Source organism: Vibrio sp. 10N.261.54.A5 (assembly GCF_041471145.1).
Lineage (GTDB): Bacteria > Pseudomonadota > Gammaproteobacteria > Enterobacterales > Vibrionaceae > Vibrio > Vibrio crassostreae_C.
This window is the reverse complement of record NZ_JBFRNU010000052.1, coordinates 20,819-38,845: the sequence shown is the minus strand read 5'-3', so window position 1 is coordinate 38,845 and position 18,027 is coordinate 20,819. Positions and strand designations below refer to the sequence as shown.

The 18,027-nt window shown below is 45.1% G+C and carries 13 protein-coding genes and 1 tRNA gene; 3 read left to right on the top strand and 11 right to left on the bottom strand.

Going from position 1 to position 18,027, the window contains the following annotated elements; translation table 11 throughout:
* The 4 genes from AB4329_RS16030 to fabB all read right to left on the bottom strand — a co-directional run.
* The coding region (locus AB4329_RS16030; RefSeq protein WP_372138736.1) for a FimV/HubP family polar landmark protein at positions 1–3,066 on the bottom strand (3,066 nt) is incomplete at its 3' end.
* Positions 3,067–3,273: 207 nt separating this feature from the next.
* A complete protein-coding gene (locus AB4329_RS16025) occupies positions 3,274–4,287 on the bottom strand; it encodes an aspartate-semialdehyde dehydrogenase (RefSeq protein ID WP_017062350.1) in 1,014 nt (337 codons plus the stop codon).
* A 12-nt stretch (positions 4,288–4,299) separates the two neighbouring features.
* A complete protein-coding gene (locus tag AB4329_RS16020; RefSeq protein WP_372138734.1) occupies positions 4,300–5,433 on the bottom strand; it encodes a 4-phosphoerythronate dehydrogenase in 1,134 nt (377 codons plus the stop codon).
* A gap of 485 nt (positions 5,434–5,918) precedes the next feature.
* Positions 5,919–7,145, bottom strand: coding sequence for a beta-ketoacyl-ACP synthase I (gene fabB / locus AB4329_RS16015; RefSeq protein ID WP_017070308.1), 1,227 nt, complete (start codon positions 7,143–7,145; stop codon positions 5,919–5,921).
* Positions 7,146–7,273: 128 nt separating this feature from the next.
* Between fabB and mnmC the strand changes: the two genes are divergently transcribed.
* The gene (gene mnmC / locus AB4329_RS16010) at positions 7,274–9,352 is read left to right on the top strand and encodes a bifunctional tRNA (5-methylaminomethyl-2-thiouridine)(34)-methyltransferase MnmD/FAD-dependent 5-carboxymethylaminomethyl-2-thiouridine(34) oxidoreductase MnmC (protein ID WP_372138732.1); all 2,079 of its coding nucleotides are present in this window, start codon (positions 7,274–7,276) and stop codon (positions 9,350–9,352) included.
* A 145-nt stretch (positions 9,353–9,497) separates the two neighbouring features.
* On the opposite strand, the gene AB4329_RS16005 is transcribed toward mnmC, so the two are convergent.
* The 3 genes from AB4329_RS16005 to AB4329_RS15995 form a co-directional block, all read right to left on the bottom strand.
* Positions 9,498–10,019, bottom strand: a complete 522-nt coding sequence (locus AB4329_RS16005) for an NADPH-dependent FMN reductase (protein ID WP_017062355.1) — start codon at positions 10,017–10,019, stop codon at positions 9,498–9,500.
* A 176-nt stretch (positions 10,020–10,195) separates the two neighbouring features.
* Entirely contained in the window at positions 10,196–10,459 is a 264-nt protein-coding gene (locus AB4329_RS16000) for a YfcL family protein (RefSeq protein ID WP_017063425.1), read from the bottom strand.
* Positions 10,460–10,468: 9 nt separating this feature from the next.
* Positions 10,469–10,999: an elongation factor P hydroxylase gene (locus tag AB4329_RS15995; protein WP_017063424.1), complete on the bottom strand. Its 531-nt coding sequence runs from the start codon at positions 10,997–10,999 to the stop codon at positions 10,469–10,471.
* A gap of 298 nt (positions 11,000–11,297) precedes the next feature.
* On the opposite strand from AB4329_RS15995, the gene AB4329_RS15990 reads away from it, so the two are divergent.
* Positions 11,298–11,921, top strand: coding sequence for a trimeric intracellular cation channel family protein (locus AB4329_RS15990; protein WP_017062358.1), 624 nt, complete (start codon positions 11,298–11,300; stop codon positions 11,919–11,921).
* 150 nt (positions 11,922–12,071) lie between these two features.
* Here AB4329_RS15990 and aroC read toward each other — a convergent pair whose 3' ends face one another.
* Entirely contained in the window at positions 12,072–13,157 is a 1,086-nt protein-coding gene (gene aroC / locus AB4329_RS15985) for a chorismate synthase (protein WP_029235357.1), read from the bottom strand.
* A gap of 269 nt (positions 13,158–13,426) precedes the next feature.
* A tRNA-Arg gene (locus tag AB4329_RS15980) sits at positions 13,427–13,503 on the bottom strand.
* A 211-nt stretch (positions 13,504–13,714) separates the two neighbouring features.
* Between AB4329_RS15980 and folD the strand changes: the two genes are divergently transcribed.
* Positions 13,715–14,572, top strand: a complete 858-nt coding sequence (gene folD / locus AB4329_RS15975; RefSeq protein ID WP_017062367.1) for a bifunctional methylenetetrahydrofolate dehydrogenase/methenyltetrahydrofolate cyclohydrolase FolD — start codon at positions 13,715–13,717, stop codon at positions 14,570–14,572.
* A 125-nt stretch (positions 14,573–14,697) separates the two neighbouring features.
* Here the strand turns inward: folD and AB4329_RS15970 are convergent, their stop codons facing one another.
* Complete coding sequence (locus AB4329_RS15970) at positions 14,698–16,512, bottom strand: cation:proton antiporter (RefSeq protein ID WP_372138731.1); 1,815 nt, start codon at positions 16,510–16,512, stop codon at positions 14,698–14,700.
* A gap of 164 nt (positions 16,513–16,676) precedes the next feature.
* Positions 16,677–17,876, bottom strand: coding sequence for a NupC/NupG family nucleoside CNT transporter (locus AB4329_RS15965; RefSeq protein WP_372138729.1), 1,200 nt, complete (start codon positions 17,874–17,876; stop codon positions 16,677–16,679).
* Between the last annotated feature and the right edge of the window lie 151 nt (positions 17,877–18,027).

The window sequence follows — 18,027 nt, the reverse complement described above, 5'->3', positions numbered from 1 at the left end:
CTCTGGCTCTGGCTCTGGCAAGGATTCAACGACATCTTCAAGCTGATCGCTACCTTGGATTTTCGGTTCAAAGTCAAAATCAGAGTCAATGTTCGCTGGCGACTCTACATCGTCGATGGCTTCAGCTAACCAGTCTTCAACCGTTTCTTCTTCATCTTCAGAGATATCGTTCAAAGACGATGGCGAAGCTTGCTCTTGTACGTCGGCTTCTTTCGGCTCTGGTTCTTGTTGTGCGGTTTCTTCTTTAACTCGCTCTTCAAAATCTGGTTTGTCAAAATCAGAATTCTCAGATAACAGCGAGTCGATATCCAGTTCATCATCTTCAACCGATGATGCGGTTTCTTGTGCTGATACTTCGTCGCTGTCTAAAAGAGACGCTTGCTCTGGTTCAACCGTATTGTCAATTGATGGTTCAACAGGCTCTTCTATTGCTGGCAACAAATCATTGTCATCAGAAGTCATTAACTCATCAATCAACGCTTCGTCTGTTGTTTCTAGCGAGTCATCAAGCAAAGCATCCGTTGCCGGTGCGACACCGAACAAATCATCGATAAAACCATCACGATTAAAGGCTTCATCATTTTCTGGCTTAATGTCAGAACTTTCTTGAGTCATTTCAGAATCTAACGATTCATCAGTAACGACTTCAGGTTGTGGTGTTTCACTAATGTCCGGATCTTGCTCAGGCTCACCTTCAGAGGTTAACGGAGTAAGCTCAACGTCTGAGTCCTTTTCAGGCTCCTCATTGGCGTTGTCCAAACCAAAGGCTGCGTCTAACTCTTTATCAAACGTCTTATCTTCAGATTCAAGCTCGTCTTCAATGCCACTTGTCAGTAAGTCATCAAATGGGTCTAGAGATTCTGATTTTGATGCATCCGCTAAAAGCTCATCATCTGACAATTCACTATCAAGGAAATCATCCAATAAGTCGGTACTTTCGGCGTCGAGTTCGAAATCATCCTCGTCAGAGTCACCTATTAATTCATCCAAGGTTTCCGTGCTGTCTTCTGCGATGTTGAGGTCATCATCGGTCGATAAACCAGAAAGCTCTTCAAGCTCAGACAGAGAATCAAAGCCAAGAGGTTCGCTTTCAGACTCATCATCCGAATCGTCCCCTAGCATCTCATCAAGAAGGTCTGTCGAGTTACTTAGGTCTACGTCATCGCCTGCCAGTTGCTCATCAAGCAGATCAACGCTGTCTTGAGGTTCTTCATTTACGATGGGCTTATCGAACTGAGACAGAATGTTTTCGATATCATCATCAGACGCCAAACCACTGTTTAGGTTAGTGGCAATCTCATCGTCGCTATCGAGGTTGAAAGGGTCATTCGCTTGATCGTTCTGAGCAGCAACTTGGGCAAAGATGTCATCAATATCATCATTCGCTGTCGGTGAAACTGGCTCAGGGGACTGTTGTTCAGAGATTAGAGCATCAATATCAAAATCGTCATTGCTCAAATCAACAGGCTTAGTCTCACTTTGTTGCTCAGAGATAAGCGCATCGATGTCAAAATCATCGCTTGCTGGTGTTTCAGTGCTAGAAGGCGAATCACTTTGCTCTTCCGAAATCAGAGCATCAATATCGAAGCTGTCGCCATCTTCGTCATCAAGAGCAAACAGATCATCTAATAAAGATTGGTCTAGCTCGTTGGAACCGAGATCTTCAGTTTCAGGCTCTTGAGATAGTAAAGCTTCAATGTCATCAGCAGACATTGCGTTATCATCAGAAAGATCAAAGTCGACATCATCAGTATCGACGGCGCTTTCCGCTGTTTTGTCTAGCGCACGTTCCATCTCTTCAAGGCCAAGCGCTTTCTCTTCGCCATTAACACTAATGCCGTTGCTGCTGTCTAAATCTAGATCGTCGAAGTTGGTGTCTAAATCACCGTTTTCGCCAATGCTAGCAAATGGGTCATCGTCTTCACCATCTAGATTGAAATCGAGATCAGATTCATCTAAACCAGCAAAGACATCATCCTCTTCGGCTAGCGCTTGATCGTCAAACAGCTTGTTGGCGTCATCTTCCGTACCAAACAAGTCATCATCTAAAGACAGCTCGTTAAGGTCGTCCATCTCGTCGCCCAATGTAATAGGTGCAACGGTACTTGGTTCTGGCTGGAGCGGTTGTTCTTGAGTCGTCTGCTGTTGCTCAGCATTTTTAGAACGACGGCCTAACAGCATCACAACGATCAAACCAATGAGCAGACCTGGAATAATCGCAAGAGCCGCCACTAACCAACCATTCGATAACAGTTCGTCCATGACACTTGGTGCCATCTTTTCAATTTCGGCGTTCTTTCTGCGCTCTTCATCAAGCAGCTTTTCCACTTCGCTACGAATGCGGTCTTCATCACTGAGCTCTGTTTTTAGCTCATCCACTTCCGATTGAACATTCGATAACATCAAACGAAGTTGGTGATTTTTCTCTTCAAGTGACAGCAGTTCAGTTTCTGAAAGCTCTAGCTGCTTCTCTAACTTGTTCATCTCTTGGGTTGGTGCAGATTGAGCTAGAGATGATTGAGTTGGAGACAATGGCTTTTTAGCAATTTCAGTAGTGCTTACTTGCTTAGCAGGAGTAACATTTTTTGCATCAGAACTCGGCGCTTTGGGTTTTGAAGCGACAGGCTTACTTGCAGGAGCATCAAGCTTAGCAAGATGTGAGTTCATGATGTTGATAGCTTGCTGCGTCGAGCTTGCACGTGCTTGCTCTAAAGAAGGCACGCGTAGATTGCTCGCAGGCAGCAGGCTATGGATATTCTGGTTTTCAAACGCTTGTGGGTTTAAGCGATAAATAGCCAACAGAGTTTGTTGGACTGAAACGGAGTTATCAGGGCGTAACTTTGAGGCAATAGACCACAATGTTTCTGAGCCGCGAGTTGGACCATAGAAACGTGAAGGCTCAGCGCTATTTGATTGCGCTCTTTGAAGTGGTTCTGAAAACGTAGGCGCTGATTGTATCTGGCCATTAGGCCCTACAACTCGAATGGAATCTGCACGAACAACGGAAATCTGAGTCGCAATGATAAAGGCAAAAGGCATTAACCACGGCTTGAAAATTTGAAACATAAAAGGCTCAGCTAGGTGCTTAAATTCGGAAAAGTGATGATCTATTAAATATATCGGATAAATGACGTAAAACTATAGAGATGAAAACAAAAAATGTGTTGCAGCAACAATATTCGCAGCAATTTCACACAATTTGACTAACAATATTTTTAATCGATTAAAAAAGCCCCACTAAAGAGTGAGGCTTTTTTATCAAAGCAATAAAGCTTAGAAGTAATCGCGAATCAGAACTTCAGCGATTTGAACTGCGTTTGTTGCTGCGCCTTTACGAACGTTATCAGCGACAACCCACATGTTTACGCCACTGTGATGGCTGATGTCGTTACGAATACGACCAACCATTACGTGGTCTTTACCACCTGCATCACGAACTTGAGTTGGGAAGTCTAGCGCTTGGAATACTTCAACACCTTCTGTGTTCTCTAGAAGCTGAACCACTTGCTCTGCACCGATTGGTGCGCGAGTTTCAATGTGTAGAGATTCTGCGTGACCGTAAAATACTGGTACGCGGACACAAGTCGGGTTCACTGTGATTGAAGAGTCAGCAAAGATTTTTTGAGTTTCCCAAACCATCTTCATCTCTTCACGCGTGTAGCCGTTCTCTGTAAATTCATCGATTTGAGGAATACAGTTGAAAGCGATTTGTTGTGAGAACGCTGAGTTTTCAGCTGGCATACCGTTAAGAAGCTTAGCCGTTTGACCCGCTAGCTCATCGATACCTGGCTTACCTGCACCAGACACAGATTGGTAAGTTGAAACGTTAATACGCTCAAGGCCCACTTCATCGTGAATTGGTTTTAGCGCTACTACCATTTGGATAGTCGAGCAGTTAGGGTTCGCGATGATGTTACGGTTACGGAACTCAGCAATCGCTTCAGGGTTCACTTCAGGCACAACCAGAGGAACATCGTATTCGTAACGGAAGCGTGATGTGTTATCGATGACAACCACACCTTCATCAGCCGCAATTGGAGCCCAACGCTCTGAAAGCTCGCTACCTGCAGAGAAAAACGCAATATGTACTTGAGACCAATCGAAGTCTTCTACGTTTTGTACTTGTATTGTTTTGCCGTTAAAACGGGAAGTTTTGCCTTCACTACGTTCACTTGCTAGTAAGTGCATTTCACCGACAGGGAATTTACGCTCTTTAAGTACTTCAAGAATGGTTTCACCAACCGCACCAGTCGCACCTAAAATAGCAATATTAAATTCTTGGCTCATTGTTTCTCTCTTTTATAAAGTTGGCTTTACCATAAAACCGAGTTTAGATAACGGCGTTAAATTACAAGATTCGTCGCCCGTTAACTCGACTGCACTGTACTCTCTGCGGTCCCAATATTCTTTACGCATCTTGTCAAAAGAACCCGGCGTAACGATATTGCGACGGAATAAGGCGTCGTCTTTGCGCACATCATAGATCAACTGAGTCAAATTGTGCAGTGTTGCTTCATCCCAAGCTCTATCTAATTTCATTTGAGGTACAGGCGCTGTCGGCAATAAGTCGCTTGCATACGCACGCTGTTCAGTACCTAAAAATTCACAATAACTGTTGAAGATCATCGTGGTACCACGCGCTTTACCTTCTAAACCGTAGCCCGCTACGTGAGGCGTTGCAAAAGCGAGTAACGGAAGAAGCTCAAAGTCGACTTCAGGTTCAAACTCAAACACATCAAGCACTGCAGTGAAACCATCGGCTTTTTGCAGGCGAGCTTTTAGCGCTTGGTTATCAACCACAGGACCGCGAGCTGCATTAATCAGGATTTGATCAGCACGTAAGTTGTTCAGCACTTGCTCACTGATCAAGTGATGCGTTGGATACTCACCCGTCTTAGTGATTGGCGTGTGTAATGTAATAACGTCTGATTGTTCAAGCAAAGTCTCTAACTCAGTAAATTCGCGAGTATCACCCTCTTGCTGTTTTAGAGGGTCGTTCAGCAGAACTTTGATACCAATACCTTCAAGGCACTTCGCTAAGTAACTGCCCACTTGACCACAGCCGATAATACCAACCGTTTTATCAAAAACAGAAAAGCCTTGTTGCTGCGCAAGCACCATCATCGCACTGAACGCGTACTCAGCAACACCCACCTTGTTACAACCAGGTGCCGCAGTAAAGAAAATGCCAAGCTCTTTCATCAACTCTTGGTCAACGTGATCCATGCCAGCCGTCGCAGTACCAACAAACTTCAGCTTATTGGCTTTGCTGATCAATGACTCGTTTACCTTGGTAACAGAGCGAATCATCAATGCGTCTACGTCAACTAGGTCGTCAGCTGTTAATGTGCGACCAGACTTCATTGTCACTTCCCCTAGCTGGCTAAAAAGCGCTTCAGCGTAAGGCATATTTTCGTCGATTAAGATTTTCATTTGGCGAGTACTTTTGTTGGGGTCTATCGACCTAAATGTGAATTGAAATGATTGTGCAAAATTCCACACACGGTGTCGAGTAGCAATTGGAATACATTATAAATAAAGGACTGAATCACCTAACCTTGGCAGACAAGAACCGAAACCAGAGTGAACACCCAAGATCAAACGGCTAAAACGAAAAATGCCCGATTGAATAAACAATCGGGCAAACATCCAGAACAAAAGGATCCTATCTCGCTCTCCAGGAGACAGAGTCTTGCGTCTGTTCAACCAGTACTAACCAAAGTCAGTACTGGTCAAGCTCTGGAAACCTTTCAATCTCTAAACCCAGATTTAAAAACTATGTTCAAAAAACACGTTTACCAACCTGCGTCTAAAAACTTTGTTCTGATGGTCATTATTACTGGGTGACCTGTGCGTGTTGAATCGGCACTAGCGCAACCCTTTAACGATTAACCTTGTCTCTGTAACTCAAGCTTAAGTTAAGCTTGGTACTTTTTGATTACTAGCGTTGCGTTCGTACCGCCGAAACCAAAACTGTTAGACATAACTGTAGTTAGCTCTTGATCACGAGCTTCAGTTACGATGTCTAGGCCAGCAGCAGCTTCGTCTAGGTTCGAAACGTTAATGCTTGGAGCGATAAAGCCGTTATCTAGCATTAGCGTTGAGTAAATAGCTTCGTGTACGCCAGCAGCACCTAGAGCGTGACCTGTCATCGCTTTAGTTGCTGAGATTGCTGGGCTGTTGCCACCGCCATTACCTTGAGAGAAAACTTCTTGGATAGCGCCTAGCTCTTTAACGTCGCCAACTGGAGTTGAAGTACCGTGAGTGTTCACGTAATCAACGCCATCAACGTTTTGCATCGCCATCTTCATACAACGAACCGCACCTTCACCAGAAGGAGCAACCATGTCGTAGCCATCTGAAGTTGCGCCGTAGCCTACGATTTCACCGTAGATTTTTGCGCCACGAGCAACAGCGTGCTCAAGCTCTTCGATAACTAACATGCCGCCGCCACCAGAGATAACGAAACCATCACGGTCTGCATCGTAGGTACGAGAAGCCAGCTCTGGCGTGTCGTTGTACTTAGTAGAAAGTGCGCCCATTGCGTCGAACATCATAGTCAGAGACCAATCCAGTTCTTCACCGCCACCAGCGAATACAACGTCTTGCTTACCAAGTTGGATAAGCTCCATTGCGTGACCAATACAGTGTGCAGATGTCGCACATGCAGAGCTCATAGAGTAGTTCACACCACGGATTTTGAAAGGAGTTGCTAGACAAGCAGAAACCGTAGAAGCCATTGTACGTGGAACCATGTATGGACCAACGCGCTTCACGCCTTTCTCACGGATGATGTCTACCGCGTTTACTTGGTTTAGAGATGAAGCACCACCTGAACCCGCAACGATACCCGTGCGGTCATTAGATACTTGATCTTCAGTTAAGCCAGAATCAGCAATTGCTTGCTCCATTGAAAGATAAGCGAATGCCGCTGCATCACCCATAAAGCGCATTTTTTTGCGATCGATATGGTCAGCAGGGTTCATTTTTAGGTTACCCCATACTTGAGAGCGCAAGCCATTTTCCTTGAACTGCTCTGAAGCGGTAATACCAGATTTACCCTCTTTCAGTGATGCTAAAACTTCTTCGACGTTGTTACCGATACTTGAAACAATACCCATACCGGTGATTACGACTCGTTTCATGTGACATTCCTATAATTCTAAATTCAGCTAGATGATAACTAAGAAGCCTAACAAAAGTGGTCAGCTTTCCTAGAAATTCGTACAATCCCTACCAACATATCGCTTCAAATCACAAAATGATAGATTTTATGACTTCAATTACTAATGCAGAACTGGAATGGAATGAGTCTGGCACGCCAGTTTCAGACCAATTTGACGACGTTTACTTCTCCAATGTTAACGGTTTAGAAGAAACTCGCTACGTCTTTTTAAAGCAAAACCACCTTCCAGAGCGTTGGCTTGAACATGAACAACGCCGCTTTGTGATTGCTGAAACCGGCTTTGGCACAGGTTTGAACTTTCTTGCAGTTTGGCAATGGTTCGATGCTTTTCTTAAAGATAACCCACAAGCGATGACCAAAGAGTTACATTTCATCAGTTTTGAAAAATATCCTTTAAATAAAGAGGATCTGATCAAAGCACACCAATCGTGGCCAGAATTAGCCGAGTATGCGACGCAACTCCAAGAACACTACCCTATTGCTCTACCTGAATGTCACCGCATTGTGCTGGGCGACGGTGCAATCACGCTTGATTTGTGGTTTGGCGATATTAAAGATTGCATGCCCAACGTACCAACCCCGCGTGAAGGTTTGGTTAATGCTTGGTTCTTAGACGGTTTTGCTCCGAGCAAGAACCCAGAGATGTGGAATCAAAACCTATTCAACGGCATGGCTAAGCTCGCTAAGCAAGATTGTAGCTGCGCCACCTTCACCGCTGCTGGCTTTGTTCGCCGTGGCTTAATTGAAGCTGGCTTTGAAATGAAAAAGGTCAAAGGCTTTGGTACTAAGCGAGAAATGATCGCCGGCCGACTTGGCGAAAAGCACGCTCACACCAACATCAAACCTTGGTATGGCCTCGCTCAACACACTGAATCCCAAGACATTGCGATCATTGGTGGTGGTGTCGCCAGTGCTGCATTAGCCAAAACGCTAAGCCGTCGTGGTAAAAACATCACCCTTTATTGTGAACATCCACAAGCTGCGGGCAATGCCTCAGGTAACAACCAAGGTGCGATTTACCCGCTATTAAGCGAAGCGACCTCGAACGTGTCTCGCGTGTTTGGCCCGGGATTACTGTTTGCTCGTCAATTTATTAATCAAGCGGCTCAGTCTATTCAATTTGATCACAGTTGGTGTGGCGTGAACATCTTGATGTGGGATCAAGGCTCCACTAAAAAGCTCAACCGCATGTTGGAAGGCAACTTCCACACCGACCTGATTCAGCGTTTATCGCCAGAGCAAGCCAACGAAAAGATTGGCTTACCCGTCGATAAAGAGAGTGTTTACTTTCCGCTGGGTGGTTGGCTAAGCCCTCTGCAACTGACTCAAGGCTTGATTAGCAAGTTAGAAGAGAACAACCAAGTAAGCGCGCACTATCAACATCAAGTAACGCAACTTGAGTGGCTCGAAGCTGAACAACAATGGATACTGACGATGGATACACCTCAAGGTGAGATTCAAACCAAGCACGACCAAGTAGTTGTCGCAAACGGACACAAGTTCACTCAGTTTGAACAAACTCAGCCAGTACCACTGACTCCGGTTAAAGGCCAAGTGAGCCATATTCCGACCACGGAAAATCTCAGCCAGCTAAAAACCGTGTTGTGCTTTGATGGCTATTTGACGCCACAGAACCCCAACAATGGTCATCACTGTATTGGTGCGAACTACGACAAAACCAATATCGACCAAGAATTTGATATTGAGGTTCAGCAGCACAATGGCGAGCGCCTACATGGGTCACTACCAGACCAAGCATGGACAAAAGATGTCGATACCAGTGACAACTTAGCGCGCCAAGGTATCCGAAGCGTAAGCCGTGACCACCTTCCGTTTGTCGGAAACGTTGGTGACTTTGAAGCCATTAAGGAGCAGTACCAAGATCTCCACAACTTCAACCCGCAGCGTGACTCGGTTGAGGATGTAGAAACGGTAACAAGCTTCCCTAACCTTTATTGCTTTATCGGACTGGGTTCACGTGGTTTGAGCTCTGCACCATTATTGGCTGAAGTATTAGCATCACAGATCTGTGGCGATCCGCTGCCCTTGCCTGTTGATGTGCTTGAGGCGATTCACCCAAGTCGAATGTGGGTACGCAGACTGCGTAAAGGTAAGGCATTAACGGCTGGATGGGTTGCTGACAAGCATTCTAAATCAAAGCCGTAGTTTCTAGTTCAGCTATTTTGAACATCTGAAATTTCTGAATATCTGAAACTAATAAGTTAAAAGCTAAAAAGCCCGAGTTCATTGTGTCCCTCGGGCTTTTTGTTATTCGTGTTGCTCTAAACTGATGTTCTAAACGAAGCTGTATTTACAGCTTAGCAACCGCGTCTTTAATCTGTAGAACGATCTCTTCGTTGCTGATAGAACCAGATTCAAAATCAAAGTTATCGTAGAAGCTTGGTACTGAAACTGACGCTTGCACGTTTCCACCGAAGTAAGGTGCAGAACCTGTCGCTGCGCCAAGTACCGTTTGTGCGCCGCCAGGGCCTGGTGAAGTCGCTAGGTAAACCGCCGGCTTCTCGCCAAACACTGAACGCTCAATACGTGTCGCCCAGTCAAATAGGTTTTTATACGCTGCTGGGTAGTGACCATTGTGTTCTGCGAACGAGATAACAAACGCATCAGCTTCAGCTAGGTCGCGTAGGAATGCTTGAGCACCTTCAGCTTGGCCAATCTCTTTTTCAGTGTCTTCACTGAACATAGGAACATTGTAATCGTTGATGTCTAGGACTTTTACTTCAGCACCTTCAATCAAGTTTGCTGCGTAAGTTGCTAGTGTTTTGTTGATTGAGGTAGAACTTGTGCTTGCGCCAAATGCGATAACTTTCATGATGTGACCTTTCTGTAATTCCGTTAAGTGGGATTAGAATAACGTAGTAAGAAAATGTAACCATCACAAGAAATGAACGGACTCATTCAAAAATTTCGAACGAGTCTCAAATAAACCAGTTCGCTCAGCAAAATGGGAAAGGAAGGGACTGAGCGGATAGTATTAATACATCGAGATTAAGCTTGGTTTTGTAGCTCAACCCAAAGGTCATTAACGATAGTGCGGTCTGCTGGTGTTAGTTCAGAGCGAGCGTCGTCTAGGCTCTGTTCAATACGAGCTTTTACTTCAGCCACATCTTCAATGCCTTCTTCTTCACATGAAGCCACTGAAAGAGAAATATGACCACGTAAGTAACCACCAGCAAACAGTTCATCGTCTGATGCGTTTTCAATGCGAGCATCAATTACTTCAAGTAGTTTTTCTTCAAATTCGATAATCATAATATTCTCTTATTTCACAATAAATTGGCTAGCACATAAAGGTTCTACATCGTAGAAGCTGCGTAATGCTTCAGAGAGCATTTTCACGCGAGGCGGAAAGCCTACTTCAAAGATACCCATAACTTCGCTATGTACTTTATTCATAAAGGCCAAACGATCTGGCTCAAAATCGCCGTGTAGATTGTCACAGCTGACATTAAAAGGAAAGCCTGCGCTCATCGCAATGATCCATTCATACGCTTGTGGGCGAATTTCTACTTTTTCAAACTCAGCTTGAACCGATTCCGTTCGACCGTCAGGTTCATACCAATAGCCAAAATCTTCCAGTAAACGACGCTCAGGCCCAGCAACGCACCAGTGTGCGATCTCATGGAGTGCAGAGGCGTAAAAGCCACGTGCGAACACGATTCGATGGTGTGGGATAGTATCATCAGCAGGCAAATAGATCGGCTCATCAGCCCCTAGCTCTAGTTTGGTATTAAAGCTTTCAAAAAAGGTCTGATTGAAGATATCGATAATGTCTGAGTATTGGTGTGTCATAAAATCAAATTTAAGTAAAAATAACTGGGGCATTTTGCTTTTTTTTCAGCGCTCGGTAAAGCCCTATCAAGCGTAATGACATCGGGTTCGCCATTATACTTTGCAGTGACAATCGATTGCCATTCCCAGATTACACCACTTTAAGGTGAATGATTAGTTTAGCTAATCTGAAACGCCCATTCACGGTACAAATATTCATTCGTCAACAAGCATTTTTACTACTACACTCGCGCTTCATTTTATATCCCTAAGGCCTATAAGACTCGAGTTTATAGACCTAAATTATAGAGCTACAGCAATGCTACTAAGTGTTTTGTATATCATTGGCATCACGGCAGAAGCCATGACCGGCGCTCTCAGTGCAGGCAAACAAAAAATGGATTGGTTTGGTGTAATGTTGGTTGCGAGCGCAACGGCAATTGGCGGCGGTACAGTACGCGATATCTTACTTGGCCATTACCCTTTAGGTTGGGTTGAAAACCCTCAGTATCTGGCCATCACCTGTATAGCAGGTGTTATTACAACCGGGTTGGCGAAATGGGTTATCAAGCTAAAAGGTTTGTTTATTCGCTTGGATGCCTTAGGCCTAATCGTATTCAGTATCATTGGTACCAAAGTAGCGATGACCATGGGTCTGCACCCGATGATTTGCATGGTATCGGCATTAGTGACAGGTGTCTTTGGTGGTTTGTTACGTGACCTTATCTGTCGTCAAACACCATTGGTGTTACATGAAGAGCTGTATGCCTCTGTCGCACTTGTCGCTTCAGGTTTGTACCTAGGTTTGCTTGAGCTTGGCATCAACGACGTCACGGCGACAATTGTGACGCTTGTAGTTGGTTACTTGCTGCGCATGGCGGCTGTAAGATTCAAATGGAGTTTGCCTTCGTTCCAGCTTGATCCTGAAAGTTCAGTGCATTAATGGATTAAGAGCCTTAAGCTGCTAGCTGTCTTTAATGACGATAGTCGCTAACCGGACGAATAATCCTGCTAATGTGAAAAAGGGTTACTTCATTACGAAGCAACCCTTTTTTGTTTCTACCAATTCTATTCTAAATAAAAAGAAGCAGAATTAGATTTGTGGTGTTTCAGTTGTCACACCAAAGTTTTGACCACGATGACGTAGCAAGTGGTCAAGCAGCACGATAGCCAGCATTGCTTCTGCAATAGGTACCGCACGGATGCCAACACATGGATCGTGACGACCTTTCGTGATTAGCTGCGTTGCTTCACCATCTTTCGTGATTGTGTCACCAGGTACAGTGATGCTTGATGTTGGTTTAAGCGCAATGCTTGCCACAATATCTTGACCAGTAGAGATACCACCTAAGATACCGCCAGCATGATTGCTGCTGAAACCTTCTGGAGTTAATGGGTCACGGTGTTCACTACCGCGTTGATTAACAACATCGAAGCCATCACCAATCTCAACACCTTTCACAGCGTTAATGCTCATTAGAGCGTGCGCGATGTCAGCATCTAGACGATCAAAGATTGGCTCACCAAGGCCTACTGGCACTTTAGTCGCAACCACTTGAATCTTCGCACCGATCGAGTTGCCTTCTTTTAGCAAGTCACGAATCAGTTGATCAAATTCTGGTACTTTGTCGGCATCTGGACAGAAGAAAGCGTTGTTTTCAATCTCGTTCCAATCCACTTTATCAATTGAGATATCACCCATTTGAGAAAGGTAAGCTTGGATTTCAACACCAAATTCTTGTTTTAGGTATTTCTTCGCAATTGCACCTGCAGCAACACGCATTGCAGTTTCACGAGCTGAAGAACGACCACCACCTCGGTAATCACGCACACCGTACTTTTGATGGTACGTATAGTCAGCGTGGCCAGGGCGGAACTTGTCTTTAATTTCGGAATAGTCTTTAGAGCGTTGGTCTGTATTTTCAATCAATAGACCAATAGAAGTACCCGTAGTTTGGCCTTCAAATACACCTGATAAGATTTTCACTTCATCCGCTTCACGACGAGCCGTTGTATAGCGAGAAGTGCCCGGACGACGACGGTCCAGATCTTTCTGCAGATCTTCTTCGGTAATTTCTAATCCTGGTGGGCACCCGTCTACGATACATCCTAGTGCGATACCGTGACTCTCTCCGAATGTGGTCACTCGAAAGTGTTGTCCGATACTGTTTCCTGCCATTGCTTCCTCTAAATCAGCCATCAATCAGAAGGTTTGATTCCTAAACCGACTGGCTAATAGCTTTACTTGTCTATTCTTCGTGAATTCATAGTGGCTTTATTACCAAATGATGTAAACCCCAAAAAACGAACAATTTTAACTTTCTATTACATAAGCCGAATGAAACGAATAACAGAAGAAAATGAGTCGCGCTTGAAAAGAAGTGTTTTATGATATGTAAAATGCAAAAAACCCGACAACTCGGAGAGTTATCGGGTTTCTTTAAATAATGGCACGCCCTGAAGGATTCGAACCTTCGACCACCTCCTTAGAAGGGAGGTGCTCTATCCAGCTGAGCTAAGGGCGCGCTACAGGAACGAATTATACGAATTCGAATCAGTAAAGCAACGGCTTTATGTAACATTCTGATCTAAGTGGGTAAAAAAAGGCCAACAAACATATAAGTGTTGGAAAATAGAGCAAAGCAAACGTTTGCTTGATGGTAATCAAAAAGATTTTCTGGAATAATGCGCCAAAAACATCAGCCACTAACTTGAATATCAATACTAAGGAAATTCATGACTGCTCAAAATATTGATGGAAAGCTAATTTCTCAAACGGTTCGCTCCGAAGTTGCTGCACGTGTAAAAGCTCGTACTGAAGCTGGATTACGCGCTCCGGGCCTAGCGGTTGTTTTAGTGGGTGAAGACCCTGCTTCTCAGGTTTACGTTGGAAGTAAGCGTAAAGCGTGTGAAGAAGTTGGCTTCGTATCTAAATCTTACGACTTGCCAGCCACTGCGACAGAAGACGAATTGTTAACACTTGTAGACCAACTGAACGACGATCCAGAGATCGACGGTATTCTTGTTCAACTGCCTCTACCAGCAGGCATTGATAGCACTCACGTTCTTGAGCGTATCACGCCAGAAAAAGACGTTGATGGCTTCCACCCCTACAATGTCGGCCGTTTGGCTCAGCGCATGCCTAAGCTTCGCTCTTGCACGCCAAAAGGCATCATCACGCTGCTTGACCGTTACAACATCGACTTACGTGGTAAGCACGCGGTTGTGGTTGGCGCATCAAACATCGTAGGTCGCCCAATGACGCTAGAGCTTCTTCTAGCAGGTTGTACGACGACAACATGTCACCGCTTCACCAAAGACCTTGAAGGTCACGTGCGTCAAGCAGACGTTGTTGTAGTTGCCGTTGGTAAACCTAACTTCATTCCTGGCGCTTGGATTAAGAAAGGCGCTGTTGTGGTCGATGTGGGTATCAACCGTTTGGAATCTGGCAAACTAGTGGGTGACGTTGAATACGACGTAGCGAAAGAAAGCGCAAGCTTCATCACACCTGTGCCGGGTGGTGTTGGCCCAATGACGGTGGCGAGCCTAATCGAGAACACCATGATCGCTTGTGAGCAATTTCACTCGAAATAGTCCGCAGCGCATATAAATAAATTAGAAAGCCGCAACGTGATGAACGTTGCGGCTTTTTTGATGCTTTGGTACTTAGCTATTCGTTTTTAAAACGGGGTGACTCGCTTTTGATGAAGCGCTCGTTGCTACTTATCTGGAGTCTCGACTTTTTCCGTCTGTTCAGAAGGCGGTAATAAACTAATAAGCTCACACTCCGTTGATATAAGTTTTTCCAACTCAGATCCTTGTGTCATTAAACGGAAATCACCGCCAGTGATCACCCCAAGAGGAATGGCTTTAGGATACAAAGCATTAAACTCTTTTAAATCAAATGCCTCGGTCAAACCTGTACTTTTAATTTGGCTACCCTGAGCCATCAGTGAGTTAAGCTTAGAATAGGTAATCCCTTCCGAGAACAGACTTCGATTGCCATTGCGGCTCACTTGATGTCTTTCATGCTTAGTCTCTGACGATTCAAGCTCAAACACCTTATTGGCACCAAACTCGTCTTGGTAATGCATGCTGACTAACGGGTTGGTTTGACGATAAGGCGAGACGATCATCGCACGCCCTATCCCATCGAGTTCCAAATTGTTTTCCGCGTGGCTTGAAGCTGGGTTACCAAAGTAAACATTCAAGTTATCCATACGAGCTAAGCGAATGCTTTCCCAGTTAGTATCAGCAAGCACACTGTTGATGTTGTGTGTGGCTAGCACCTTGGCAAATTGTCTTGCAAAGTGAGTGGCGCCAAAGAATATAACCCCTTGCGCTTTCTCTTGAGTGACCCCTAGCCTTCTCGCCCACCAGCTCGCGGTTAAGCTCTGAATCACAACCGTACCAATAATGACTAAGAACACCATGGGCACGAGCAGATCTGCGCCTTCAATCAATTGCTTCTCTTGCAGTTTTATCGCAAACAGAGAAGAAACCGCGGCTGCTACGATCCCGCGAGGTGCCATCCAACTCAAAAACCATTTATCCGCCGAATTAAGATCCGTACCGATCCCGCTGATCCACACGCTTAACGGGCGAGCCACCAACATAACCACCGCTAGCAACCCAATACCGCCCCAACCTATCGAAAGGAAAGCCCCCGAATCGAGTCGACTGGCTAACAGAATAAACAACGCAGAAATAAGTAACACGGTCAGGGTTTCTTTGAATTCGATGATGTCTTCGATGTCCAAGCCCTTCACGTTGGCAAGCCAGATCCCCATGATGGTCACGGTTAATAAACCCGATTCTTCACTCAGATCATTAGAAAACGAGAACGCCGCCAACATTAGCGTCAGCACAGCCACATTACGTAAATAGTGCGGTACCCAATGCCCTTGCAGCATCTTGGCAATCAAATGGCCACCGATGATCCCTAAGCCTAAACCTATGACTAACGTCAGGCCCAGAGCTGACAGAACGTGTCCGGTAGGGTCGGCAGAAGAAACAATGTACTCGTAGACGAGAACCGCAAACAGAGCGCCAATCGGATCAATTACTATCCCTTCCCATCGCAAGATACTGCCTAACGAAGATTTAGGCTGAATACTGCGAAGCATGGGCACGATTACCGTAGGGCCAGTTACCACAACTAATGCACCAAACAGTGCGGCTAACGGCCAACTGAAGTCCACAAAGTAGTATGCCCCCACCACGATACACGCCCATGTAATCAACATGCCGAAACTCACGAGGTGAGTCACCATCCGGCCATGGCCTCTGATTTCTTTGAAATTTAGGGTCAATGCTCCTTCAAACAAGATGATGGCAACCCCTAAGGAGATCATAGGAAACAGCACATCACCGAAAATGGCATCGGGATTTAGAATATTCAGGCCGGGACCTAACAATAGGCCAACGATAAGGAGAGGGAGAATGGCGGGAAGACGTAAACGCCAGCCGAGCTGCTGACAAGCTAAAGACAAGAGTCCAATTAACGCCAAAGAAGAAGTAATCGACAAATCCATTTGTGCCCCTAAAAGGTTTGCACCACACCCTGTGGTACAAACTATTCAATGAAATAAGAAAGCCTACGTTCTTACACTATAGGCTCTCTTTTTCACGCTAACCGAATATTATTGTGATTAATCAGTCACTTTACTATAGGGGGAGTAAAGTCATGATCAGTTAACTATAGAGAAAGTACAACACCAGCAATAGCAGCACTCATTAGGTTAGCAAACACACCTGCACAAATTGCTTTGAAGCCATATTGTGAGATGAAAGAGCGACGCTCTGGAACTAAGCTGCCCAAACCACCGATAAGAATCGCCATGGTAGAGATGTTAGCAAAGCCGCATAGAGCGAAAGTTACGATCGCTTGTGAGTGCTCACTTAGCGCCTCTTTAGCATCCATTAGTTGGATGAAAGCCACGAACTCGTTCACGACAATCTTGTTACCGATCAATGAGCCCGCAACCACAGCCTCAGACCACGGCACACCGATCAGCCATGCAACGGGTGCGAACACATAACCTAGTAGAAGTTCGAAGCTTAGGTTTACGCCAAACCAACCACCAACAATACCTAGCAAGCCATTCAGCATTGCAATCACACTGATAAAGGCAAGTAGTGTCGCACCCACCGCAACGGCAATACGAAGTCCAGACATAGCCCCATCTGCCATTGCCTCAACTACGTTTGTTGCTCGTGGAATTTCAACGTCAGACTCAATATTTTCTTGAGCGTCATCTGCGCTACCTGGTACTAAGATCTTAGCCATCAATAGGCCAGCAGGTGCAGACATAAATGCAGCTGCGATCAGGTAATTTAGATCAACGCCAAGCGATGCGTAACCCACTAGCGTACCACCAGCGACAGAAGCCAAACCACACACCATCACAGCAAACAGTTGTGAATCTGTCATGTGTTTTAAGTAAGGCTTAACCACCAATGGCGCTTCAATCATGCCGACAAAGATATTGGCAGTCGCAGACAGTGACTCCGCACGACCTGTGCCCAAGAACTTCTGTAGCGCACCACCAATAAGGTTGATCACCTTTGGCATAAAGCCGATGTGGTACAAGCCTGAAATCAGTGCAGAGAAAAAGATAATGATGCCAAGAACATTAATCGCGAAAACAAATCCGTTATTAGTTAGGCCACCAAATAGGAAGTTAATCCCCTCTTGACCGTAGTTGATCAAGCTAGATACCGCACCCGTGGCTGCATTCAACACTTCTTTACCCATTGGTACATACAGAACCAATAGCGCGAATGAGATTTGTAATAAGAAAGCCAAAGAGACTGTTCTTAGTGGAATATTTTTTCTGTCCGTAGATAGTAACCAAGCGGCAACTAAAATAGTGATAATTCCAAGTAGGGAAGCCATGTGCGTCAACCTAAAAGTTGTAGGTAGGAAAGGCGACGCATTCTATAGAGGAAATCGTTTGCGGCAAGCTGAGGTTGTTAATGTGATGTTGGGGTAATCACGATTTAACTATGAGTATAATTAAGTTATTGAATTTTAATAATTAACTTTG

Excerpts from the sequence above, each read along its gene's own strand:
- AB4329_RS16025 (WP_017062350.1), bottom strand. The coding sequence starts at position 4,287 with ATGAGCCAAGAATTTAATATTGCTATTTTAGGTGCGACTGGTGCGGTT.
- AB4329_RS16005 (WP_017062355.1), bottom strand. The coding sequence starts at position 10,019 with ATGAAAGTTATCGCATTTGGCGCAAGCACAAGTTCTACCTCAATCAAC.
- AB4329_RS15990 (WP_017062358.1), top strand. The coding sequence starts at position 11,298 with ATGCTACTAAGTGTTTTGTATATCATTGGCATCACGGCAGAAGCCATG.
- AB4329_RS15970 (WP_372138731.1), bottom strand. The coding sequence starts at position 16,512 with ATGGATTTGTCGATTACTTCTTCTTTGGCGTTAATTGGACTCTTGTCT.
- aroC (WP_029235357.1), bottom strand. The coding sequence starts at position 13,157 with ATGGCAGGAAACAGTATCGGACAACACTTTCGAGTGACCACATTCGGA.
- AB4329_RS16000 (WP_017063425.1), bottom strand. The coding sequence starts at position 10,459 with ATGATTATCGAATTTGAAGAAAAACTACTTGAAGTAATTGATGCTCGC.
- folD (WP_017062367.1), top strand. The coding sequence starts at position 13,715 with ATGACTGCTCAAAATATTGATGGAAAGCTAATTTCTCAAACGGTTCGC.
- AB4329_RS15995 (WP_017063424.1), bottom strand. The coding sequence starts at position 10,999 with ATGACACACCAATACTCAGACATTATCGATATCTTCAATCAGACCTTT.
- mnmC (WP_372138732.1), top strand. The coding sequence starts at position 7,274 with ATGACTTCAATTACTAATGCAGAACTGGAATGGAATGAGTCTGGCACG.
- AB4329_RS16020 (WP_372138734.1), bottom strand. The coding sequence starts at position 5,433 with ATGAAAATCTTAATCGACGAAAATATGCCTTACGCTGAAGCGCTTTTT.
- fabB (WP_017070308.1), bottom strand. The coding sequence starts at position 7,145 with ATGAAACGAGTCGTAATCACCGGTATGGGTATTGTTTCAAGTATCGGT.
- AB4329_RS15965 (WP_372138729.1), bottom strand. The coding sequence starts at position 17,876 with ATGGCTTCCCTACTTGGAATTATCACTATTTTAGTTGCCGCTTGGTTA.